9 protein-coding genes are annotated in these 8,967 nt (G+C 67.1%); 6 read left to right on the top strand and 3 right to left on the bottom strand.

Annotated elements, in window-relative coordinates:
* Nucleotides 1-551: 551 nt before the first annotated feature.
* Nucleotides 552-1,664 carry a glycine cleavage system aminomethyltransferase GcvT gene (gcvT, locus tag NQ204_RS19270; protein ID WP_116864703.1) on the top strand — a complete coding sequence of 371 codons (1,113 nt, stop codon included), beginning with the start codon at nt 552-554 and terminating at the stop codon, nt 1,662-1,664.
* A 94-nt stretch (nt 1,665-1,758) separates the two neighbouring features.
* A complete protein-coding gene (gcvH, locus tag NQ204_RS19265; RefSeq protein WP_108769674.1) occupies nt 1,759-2,154 on the top strand; it encodes a glycine cleavage system protein GcvH in 396 nt (131 codons plus the stop codon).
* A 324-nt stretch (nt 2,155-2,478) separates the two neighbouring features.
* Here gcvH and NQ204_RS19260 read toward each other — a convergent pair whose 3' ends face one another.
* Nucleotides 2,479-2,817: a hypothetical protein gene (locus tag NQ204_RS19260; protein WP_133249437.1), complete on the bottom strand. Its 339-nt coding sequence runs from the start codon at nt 2,815-2,817 to the stop codon at nt 2,479-2,481.
* A gap of 111 nt (nt 2,818-2,928) precedes the next feature.
* On the opposite strand from NQ204_RS19260, the gene NQ204_RS19255 reads away from it, so the two are divergent.
* The gene (locus tag NQ204_RS19255) at nt 2,929-3,444 is read left to right on the top strand and encodes a hypothetical protein (RefSeq protein WP_256644674.1); all 516 of its coding nucleotides are present in this window, start codon (nt 2,929-2,931) and stop codon (nt 3,442-3,444) included.
* 86 nt (nt 3,445-3,530) lie between these two features.
* On the opposite strand, the gene NQ204_RS19250 is transcribed toward NQ204_RS19255, so the two are convergent.
* The gene (locus tag NQ204_RS19250; protein WP_116864701.1) at nt 3,531-4,424 is read right to left on the bottom strand and encodes a LysR substrate-binding domain-containing protein; all 894 of its coding nucleotides are present in this window, start codon (nt 4,422-4,424) and stop codon (nt 3,531-3,533) included.
* 114 nt (nt 4,425-4,538) lie between these two features.
* Between NQ204_RS19250 and NQ204_RS19245 the strand changes: the two genes are divergently transcribed.
* Nucleotides 4,539-5,297 (top strand): SDR family oxidoreductase, encoded by a 759-nt coding sequence (locus NQ204_RS19245; protein WP_116864700.1) that lies wholly within the window; start codon nt 4,539-4,541, stop codon nt 5,295-5,297.
* 98 nt (nt 5,298-5,395) lie between these two features.
* Here NQ204_RS19245 and NQ204_RS19240 read toward each other — a convergent pair whose 3' ends face one another.
* On the bottom strand, nt 5,396-6,796 hold the full coding sequence (locus NQ204_RS19240) for a serine hydrolase domain-containing protein (RefSeq protein WP_116864699.1): 1,401 nt from the start codon (nt 6,794-6,796) through the stop codon (nt 5,396-5,398).
* Between the two features lie 284 nt (nt 6,797-7,080).
* Here NQ204_RS19240 and NQ204_RS19235 point away from each other — a divergent pair, with 284 nt between their 5' ends.
* Nucleotides 7,081-8,409: an NTP/NDP exchange transporter gene (locus NQ204_RS19235; RefSeq protein WP_116864698.1), complete on the top strand. Its 1,329-nt coding sequence runs from the start codon at nt 7,081-7,083 to the stop codon at nt 8,407-8,409.
* 79 nt (nt 8,410-8,488) lie between these two features.
* Complete coding sequence (locus NQ204_RS19230) at nt 8,489-8,845, top strand: DUF1304 domain-containing protein (protein ID WP_079222835.1); 357 nt, start codon at nt 8,489-8,491, stop codon at nt 8,843-8,845.
* Nucleotides 8,846-8,967 lie beyond the last annotated feature (122 nt).

Raw genomic sequence — 8,967 nt, 5'->3', positions numbered from 1 at the left:
CCCCCCCCCCCCCCCCCCCCCCCCCCCCCCCCCCCCCCCCCCCCCCCCCCCCCCCCCCCCCCCCCCCCCCCCCCGACAGTTTCCGTGCGCGTCCAGCCCACGGAAAAGAAATAAAAAGCGAAAGCAAAAACCGGTCGCTGCGCTCGCGGGATCGGATCCCTTTCCGCAGGAAAGGGATCCGACCCCTCTCTATATATGTATCGACATCCACATCTGCTCTTGCTCTGCTCTGGCACTTGCCATCCGTCACCACGGAACCTGGCAGGGGTGGGGCGGTGTGGCCGCGCGGGGGTGTCCGCGGCATGGATGCCGCGGCCAAGCCCCCAAGGACGGGTTTACGGCGTCCCCCGCGCGGTCACACCGCCCCACCCAGACCCAGAAAACCCAGAGCCGACAAACCCAGGCTCTGCGCTCCATGCCCTGGCTGTAGAAACAGCGGCGCCGGCCGCAGGCCAGCTACAACCCAACAACCCCCGCTGCGCTGCGGCACGCCTGCCGCCGACCGATCTGGGATAATGGACGCTCTTGTTTATCCTGCTGCCGGACCGGTCATGACCCAGAAGACACTGCTCAACGATACCCACCGCGCCCTCGGCGCCAAGATGGTCGATTTCGGGGGTTGGGACATGCCCATCCACTACGGCTCGCAGCTGGACGAACATCATCTGGTGCGCCGCGAAGCCGGCGTCTTCGACGTCAGCCACATGACCGTGGTCGACCTGCGCGGCGAGCAGGTCAAGCCGTTCCTGCGCCGACTGCTGGCCAACTCCGTCGACAAGCTGAAGGTGCCGGGCAAGGCGCTGTACTCGTGCATGCTGAATCCGGCCGGCGGCGTCATCGACGACCTGATCGTGTACTACCTGGCCGATGACTTCTTCCGCATGGTCGTCAACGCCTCCACCCGCGAAAAGGACCTGGCCTGGCTGCGCGAACAGGCGGCACCGTTCGGCGTCAGCGTCGAGCAGCGCCCGGACCTGGCCATCCTCGCCGTGCAGGGCCCGCAGGCGCGCGACAGCGTCGTCGGCCTGGTCGGCGGCAGCGACCGTGACGCGCTGGCCAAGCTCGGCCGCTTCGCTGCCCTGCAGGTCAAGGCGGACGACGGTGTTGAACTGTTCGTCGCCCGCACCGGCTACACCGGCGAAGACGGCTTCGAGATCCTGCTGCCGCAGGACGCCGTGGTCGCCTTCTGGAACCGCCTGCTGGCGGCAGGCGTGAAGCCGGCCGGCCTCGGCGCGCGCGACACCCTGCGCCTGGAAGCCGGCATGAACCTGTATGGCCAGGACATGGATGAAGCGATCAGCCCGTACGAAGCGGCGCTGGCCTGGACCGTGTCGCTGGACGAGGGCCGCGACTTCATCGGTCGCGACGTGCTGGAGGCGCAGAAGGCCGCCGGCAACGCGCGCCAGATGATCGGCCTGGTGATGGACGAGAAGGGCGTGCTGCGCCACGGCCAGGCGGTGACCACCGCCGGCGGCCAGGGCGAAATCCTGTCCGGCACCTTCTCGCCGAGCCTGGCCAAGGGCATCGCGTTCGCTCGCGTGCCGGCGGGCGAACTCGGCCAGGTCACCGTCGATATCCGCGGCCGGCAGGTGCCGGTGCGCGTGGTCAAGTTCCCGTTCGTCCGCGAAGGCCAGGCACAGCCCGGCGTGCTCGCCGACGCCTGATCCGAACGTGCCGGCCGTCACTGACAGCAGTGGCGGTCGGTTGGTTACACTAGCCCCGTTTTTTCCACCCCCTGCAAAACCTGGAGCAGTTCCCATGAGCGAGATCCCCGGCGACCTCAAGTTCCTCAAGTCCCACGAGTGGGCCCGCGTCGAAGGCAATGGCCGCGTCACCGTCGGTATTTCCGACCATGCCCAGGGCCTGCTGGGTGACCTGGTCTACGTCGAGCTGCCCGAAGTCGGCGCCGAAGCCAAGGCGGGCGAGCAGATCGCCGTCGTCGAGTCGGTCAAGGCCGCCTCGGACGTCTACAGCCCGGTCAGCGGCACGATCGTCGAGGTCAACTCGGCGCTGTCGGACAAGCCGGAAACCATCAACGAAGATGCCTACGGCGAAGGCTGGATGTACGTGGTCGAGCTGACCAACGCCGACGAGCTCAACGAGCTGCTGGATCCGGACGCGTACGCCGAAGCCCTGGAAAACGAAGACCACTGAGTCCTCGCTTCCTGCTTCCAGAACGGCCACCTTCGGGTGGCCGTTTTCGTTCCGGCCTCCGTCGTCGACTCATGCCGTCGGGTTCGCGGCACACCTTCGGCGTGGCATCAGGCGGCATCGAACGGCGCGATCAGGCGTGCGCAGTTTTGCGCAAATCCGCGTTTCCGTCCCGCGTTTGCGTGTTCCGATGTGAAAACTTTTACTCCCCGTTGCAGACCCGTTGTGGTGCGGCGGGCGCGCGCGATGGTGTGTGCCGGACGACGTGGTGCATGGCGCGGCATCTGTTGTCGCTTATCAACGCAGAGTGCTTATTTCAAGCGTTTTTTATTCAGCAGATGCGATCACGTGTTGCTGCGCGTGACGTTGGCGATGCGCGATGCAGGGCCAGGAAGGTGCCGTGTGGTGGCGGTGCCGGCGGCGTTCGGATGGACGCGGATGTGAAATTTTTTCGCGGGGGTTGTTGACAGTAAAAAAAACCGTGATTAGGTTTCGCCTCAGCAGACCTTGCCTGCCAAACCGAGTGCGCAGAATCAATCGTCCGATGCGAAGCAGCCCCTTCAAGACCACCGCGATCCTGCCGACGGTGGACATGGCCCCGCTTCCCCCGGAGAAACGCAAGGCATCTCCTGTTCCGATGCCCGCTCCGCCGATCGAGGCGGGCATTGCCGCATCCGTAACGGCGCGCTTGACGCGCCGGCGGTCCCCGCACGCAGCAACCGCGGGTTTGATCCACCTGGGCGTTTCAACTCCCTATCACTGACGAGGAGCCATCCCATGGCAACCAAGAAAGCTGCGAAGAAAAAGCCCGCCGCCAAGAAAGCGGTGAAGAAGGTCGCTAAGAAGGCCGCTGCCAAGAAGGCAGTGAAGAAGGTCGCGAAGAAGGCGACCGCCAAGAAGGCCGTGAAGAAGGTCGCCAAGAAGGTCGCCAAGAAGACCACTGCGAAGAAGGCAGTGAAGAAGGCGGCGAAGAAGGTCGCCAAGAAGCCGGCAAAGAAGACCGCGAAGAAGGCCGTCAAGAAGGTCGCCAAGAAGGCTACCGCCAAGAAGGCAGTGAAGAAGGCGGCGAAGAAGGTCGCCAAGAAGCCGGCAAAGAAGACCGCGAAGAAGGCCGTAAAGAAGGTTGCCAAGAAGGCAGTGAAGAAGACTGCCAAGAAGGCCACTGCGAAGAGGGCCACCAAGAAGGCTGCCCCGAAGAAGGCTGCCAAGAAGGTTGCCAAGCGCAAGCCGGCCGCCCGCAAGAAGAAGGCCGCTCCGGTCGCTCTGCCGGCAACCCCGGCGCCGCTGATCTAAGTACTTCCCGATAGCCGTACCCTGAAACCCCCTTCCCTGGCTGCCCAGCGGGGAGGGGGTTTTTTTATGGGCGGTCGTGGTCGACGTTACCCGTGCGGTACCGGCGGGAACCGCTCCACCAGGAAATCGAGGAAGCTGCGCAGGCGGGTGGAGCGGTAGCGATCGTGCGCGTACACCACGTGCATCGGCCGACCGGCCTGGCCGTGCTGCGGGAACAGCTGTACCAGCCGCCCGGCGGCCACGTCCGCGGCCAGCAGCAGGGCCGACTGCAGCACGATGCCCAGTCCATGCAGCGCCGCCGCACGCAGCGCTTCGCCGTTGTTGATCTGCAGGCGCGCAGCGGCGATACGCTCGAGGCCGCCAGCCTCGTCCTGCAGCCACTGCGCCAGCGCGCGGGGCTCGAACGACAGGCACTGGTGCGACGCCAGTTCGGCGAGCGTACGCGGTGTGCCGTGGCGGGCGAGGTAGGCCGGCGCGGCACACATCATCAACCGGTAGGGCGTCAGTGGGCGTGCCACCCGTGCATCGCTGTCAGCCAGGGTGCCGATGCGCAGCGCGGCTTCGAAACCTTCTTCGGCCAGGTCGACCACGCGGTCGCTCAGGCTCACCTCCACCCGCACCTGCGGATGGCGCTGCATGTACTCGGCCAGGGCCGGCACCAGCGCGTGCGTGCCGAAGATCACCGGCGCGCTGATGCGCAGCGTGCCGGCCGGCGCCATCTGCTGGTGGGCGGCTTGCGCATCGGTCTCTTCCACCAGCCGCAGGATGTCCCGGCAGCGGGCGTAGTAGTCCTCGCCGAACGGCGTCATGTGCTGGCGGCGCGTGGTGCGGCTCAGCAGCTGCATGCCCAGGCGCGCTTCCAGTGCACGCAGGTGCTTGCCGGCCATGGTCGCCGAGATGTCCATCGCTGCGGCTGCAGCGCTGAGGCTGCCCTTGTCCACGATCAGCACGTAGACCTGCATGCTCTCCAGCAAGTTCATCTGACACTCCGGGTTTTGAATGCTGAAACCTGCGCGGAGTTTATCAATCAGGGGTCATCAACGAGCATGCGCTGCACGGGCCGGATGAGCCGGCCAAGCACAACGGAGAACAGCATGGATCTGAGTCTTGCAGGACGTACCGCACTGGTGACCGGCGCGGGCAGCGGCATTGGCGCCGCGGTTGCGCGACAGCTGGCGGCGCTTGGCGTACGCATCGCGATCAACGCGCGACGGTTGCAGCCGCTGCAGTCGCTGGCGGCGGAGATCGCAGCCAGCGGTGCAGCCGCGCCGCTGATCCTGCCGGGTGACCTCACCGACGCCGCCCAGCTGGCGCGCATCGCCGCCGGGGCGCAGGACGCGCTGCAGCGCGTCGACATCCTGGTCAATGCCGCGGGGGGCTCGCGGCCGACGTCTGTCGACGCCGCTGACGACGTATGGGAGGAGGCGATGGCGCTGAACTTCTCCGCGTCGCGAAGGCTGACCCAGGCGCTGTTGCGCGGCATGCAGGCGCAGGGCTGGGGGCGGGTGATCAACTTCAGCGGCTCGATGGAGCCGCGTGCGGTGAATGCCGCGACGGCGGCGAAGGCCGCGCTGCACCTGTGGAGCAAGGGCCTGTCATCGGAGGTGGCGGCGCAGGGCGTGACGGTCAACACGATCGCACCGGGGCGGATCAACAGCGCGCAGATCCTGGGCCGGTTGCATCCCACCGAGGAAAGCCGACGCGCGTTCATCGACCGCAACATTCCGATCGGGCGCTTCGGCGAACCGGAGGAGGTCGCGCCGCTGGTGGCGTTCCTGGCGTCGCCGCTGGCGGGCTACATCACCGGCGCGGTGATCCCGGTGGATGGCGGCATGCACTACTTCGCGCACTGAGCCTGCGTTTGTAGCGTCGAGCCATGCTCGACGGCTTCACGCGCCCCTGTAGAGTCGGCTGACAGTCGACTCTAGCGATCACCGGCAGGCTGCCGCGCTCAGCGCGGCGAGGCCACCGCGCGGTTGCCCGAGGCGCCCTTGCCCTTGCGCTTGTCCTGCTGCGCCGGGGTCGCGCCTTCGGCCATCAGGCTGTCGCTGCCGAAATCGGTGTCCACGTCCAGCCAGCGCTGCGCCGGCAGGCCCAGCGCCGAATCGAGCACGGTCGGCAGCAGGCCGCTGGGCAGGCCGCTTTCGCCGTTCCAGAGAATGGCGATGCCGAGGTCACGTTCGGGCACCAGCGCGACCAGGCCGCGGTAACCCTGCACCGCACCGGCATGGAAGACCACGTCGTGGCCGGCGTAATCGAAGGTGCGCCAGCCCAGCGCGTAGCCGGCCGAATGCAGGCGCTCACGGCGCCAGCCGGAGCGCATCTCGCCCGGGGTATTGATCAGGCTCGAATGCAGGGTGGCCAGCAGCGGCGCCGGCAGCACGTCGGGGCGATGGCCGGTGTGGGCCAGCAGCCACTGCGCCATGTCGCTGGCACTGGCGTTGACGCCGGCAGCCGGAGCAACACGGTAGTAGGTCGGCTTCGGCGTCAGCGACACCCAGCCGTTGCGGCTGCGCACATGCGGACGCGCCCAGCGCGAGCTGGCCTGGATGCCGGCCAGGCCGAGGCTGGCATCGTTCATGCCCAGCGGCTTGAAGATGCGGCGCTCGACCGATTGCTCGTAGAAGCTGCCCGAGGCGGCATAGACCACGTCGCCGATCAGGCTGAAGGCCACGTTCTGGTAGGCGTAGCAGTCGCCCGGCAGGCACTTGAGGCTGGTGTTGGCCAGCTTCTGGGTCAGCGAGTAGTACTCGGCATTGCCTTCAATGTCGCGGTCGTAGGCGTTGTAGGGCAGGCCGACGCGGTGGCTGAGCACATCGGCCACGGTCAGGCGGTCGGTGGCTTCGGGCGAGTTGAGGCGGAAGCCCGGCACGTAGTCGGTCACCTTGCTGTCCCAGCGCAGCGTGCCGTCGTTGACCAGCAGGCCGGCCATGGTGCCGGCGAAGGCCTTGGACAGCGACGCCAAGCGGAACACGGTGTGCGCGTCGACCGGCAGCGGATTGTTGACGTCGGTGACGCCGTAGCCGCGCGCGCTGAGCACGCGGCCACCCTGCACGATGGCCACGGCCATGCCCGGCACGCGCTCGCCATAGGTGAGCTGCTGCGCCATCGATTCAATATGGGCGACGTTGAAGCCGGCGGCAGGCAGCTGCACCTGTGGCACCAGCCCGGTGCGGTAGGCCGCCGGCTGGGTGTGGGCGACGCCCGGACCCGCGGCGGTTTCGATGTTGGTCGGCATCGGCGGCAGGGCCGGCGGTGTCTGCGCGGTGGTGGACAAGGCCACGGGCATCAGCATGCCCAGCAAACCGGTGGTCGCCGCCCGGACCGGGCGACGCAGGTTGTTCATTTTCATCGGTTGGACCCGTGCGCGACTGCTGCTTGTGATTCTAGCGCCGCTTTTCGCCTGTGCACAAACAAAGCGAAGATGAATGCGCATCTGATTGAAAAAGTTGGATTTTTGACGCCCGGCGACGGGGTCTGCACGCGCCCGCGGACAGCCTCCGCATGAGCCCGCCTGCGGGCTTCGCGCACGGTCTGCTGGCGATGTTGCAGTGCATTGTCTAACGTACGCGCTTCACTGCCCCCGGAGCCTGTCATGCCGCCATCCAACTGCCGCGTCCCGGCCGGGGCCACCGCGTGAGCGCGGCCGCGGGCAAGGGGCCGCTGCGTGGGCTTGTGGTCGCGCTGCGCGAATCGCCGGCGCTGTGGTGGTCGTTCCTGTATTTCTTCTGCCTGCTCAGCGGCTACTACGTGCTGCGCCCGGTGCGCGAGGCGATGGCGGCCTCCTCCGATCTGGAGACGGTGTTCCCGCCGCTGCTGATCGGCTGGTTCGCCAGCCATGGCATCGCCCTGAAGGACTTCGTCCTGCAGTTCCTGTTCACCTGTGTGTTCCTGATCATGCTGGTGCTGCAGCCGGTCTATGGCTGGCTGGTCAGCCGCTTCCCGCGGCGGGTGTTCCTGCCGGTGGTGTATGGCTTCTTCATCGCCACCCTGCTGGTGTTCTACGTGCTGTTCGACAGCGGCGTGCCGGGGCGGGGCATGGCCTTCTTCCTCTGGGTGATGGTCTTCAACCTGTTCGCGGTGGCCGTGTTCTGGAGCTTCATGGCCGATGTCTTCAGCAACGTGCAGGCACGCAGGTACTACGGCTACATCGGCGCGGCCGGCACGGTCGGTGCCTTCCTCGGCCCGGTCCTCACCAGCGCACTGGTGCAGCGCGTGGGCATCGCCAACCTGATGCTGGTCTCGGCCGGCTTCCTGGTGGTCTGCCTGTTCTGCATCTGGCGGCTGCGGCATTGGGCGGTGCTGCGCGAGCGCGAGCAGCAGCTGGTGTCCGGCGAGAAGCCGATGGGCGGCAGCGTGCTCGATGGCCTCAAGCTGATCGTGCGCGAGCCGCTGCTGCGCTGGCTGGCGATCCTGGTGGTGTTCGGCGTGGGCGTGGGCACGATGCTGTACAACCAGCAGGCCAGCATCGTGCGGGCGGCCTTCAGCGACCCGGCGGCCAGCACGGCGTTCTTCTCGCGCATCGACCTGGCGGTGAACGCGCTGACCCTGCTGCTGCAGCTCAGCCTGACCCGCTGGCTGCTGTCGCGCCACGGCATCGCGCCGGCGCTGCTGATTCCGGCCTTCGCGATCCTGCTCGGCTTCTCGGTGCTGGCCGCCTCGCCGCTGCCGATGATGGTGGCGGTGGTGCAGGTGCTGACCCGGGCCAGCGAGTTCTCGCTGTTCAAGCCGGCCCGCGAGACCATCTACACCCGCGTGGACCGCCAGTGGCGCTACAAGGCCGGCGCGGCCATCGACACCGTGGTCTACCGCGGCGCCGACCTGAGCTTCACCTGGGTGCACAAGGGGCTGTCGCTGTTCGGCTCGCATGTGGTGTTCGCCGGCGGCATGCTGGTGGCCGCGTGCATGACGCTGGCCGCGTTCGGCGTGCTGCGCGAAGAGAAGAAGCTCCCGCGCGACCGCTGAGCCGCGCAGGGTCGGATCCCTTTCCCAAGGAGAAAACTCCGACCCCATCATCCCGTCAACCCATCCAAGGAAATCCGTCATGTACTGGATCGCACTCGCCCTGACCCTGCTGGTCGCACTGCTGCACGTCTACTTCCTGGTGCTGGAGATGTTCCTGTGGACCCGCCCGCTGGGCCTGAAGACGTTCCGCAACACGCCGGAGAAGGCCGAGATCACCCGCGTGCTGGCGGCCAATCAGGGCCTGTACAACGGCTTCCTCGCCGCGGGCCTGTTCTGGGGCCTGTTCGATCACCTGCCGATGCTGGTGAACTTCTCGCTGGGCTGCGTGATCGTGGCCGGCTGCTATGGCGCTTGGAGCGTGAACAAGCGGATCTTCTTCATCCAGGCGGTGCCGGCCCTGCTGGCGGCGGTGGCGTGGTGGTTCGTGCCGGCGTAATCGCTTGGTAGAGCCGAGCCCACGCTCGGCTGCTTTTCCGCGTCGCGGCCTCAGCCGAGCATGGGCTCGGCTCTACAACAAACAAAAAACGGCGGGCCGAGGCCCGCCGTTTCCGTGTGCGC

Source organism: Stenotrophomonas testudinis (genome assembly GCF_024499815.1).
Classification (GTDB): Bacteria; Pseudomonadota; Gammaproteobacteria; order Xanthomonadales; family Xanthomonadaceae; genus Stenotrophomonas.
Note: the sequence above shows the minus strand (reverse complement) of the source record. Positions and strands in the feature narration are given on the sequence as shown.

Excerpts from the sequence above, each read along its gene's own strand:
- gcvT (WP_116864703.1), top strand. The coding sequence starts at position 552 with ATGACCCAGAAGACACTGCTCAACGATACCCACCGCGCCCTCGGCGCC.
- gcvH (WP_108769674.1), top strand. The coding sequence starts at position 1,759 with ATGAGCGAGATCCCCGGCGACCTCAAGTTCCTCAAGTCCCACGAGTGG.
- NQ204_RS19260 (WP_133249437.1), bottom strand. The coding sequence starts at position 2,817 with ATGCCCGCCTCGATCGGCGGAGCGGGCATCGGAACAGGAGATGCCTTG.
- NQ204_RS19255 (WP_256644674.1), top strand. The coding sequence starts at position 2,929 with ATGGCAACCAAGAAAGCTGCGAAGAAAAAGCCCGCCGCCAAGAAAGCG.
- NQ204_RS19250 (WP_116864701.1), bottom strand. The coding sequence starts at position 4,424 with ATGAACTTGCTGGAGAGCATGCAGGTCTACGTGCTGATCGTGGACAAG.
- NQ204_RS19245 (WP_116864700.1), top strand. The coding sequence starts at position 4,539 with ATGGATCTGAGTCTTGCAGGACGTACCGCACTGGTGACCGGCGCGGGC.
- NQ204_RS19240 (WP_116864699.1), bottom strand. The coding sequence starts at position 6,796 with ATGAAAATGAACAACCTGCGTCGCCCGGTCCGGGCGGCGACCACCGGT.
- NQ204_RS19230 (WP_079222835.1), top strand. The coding sequence starts at position 8,489 with ATGTACTGGATCGCACTCGCCCTGACCCTGCTGGTCGCACTGCTGCAC.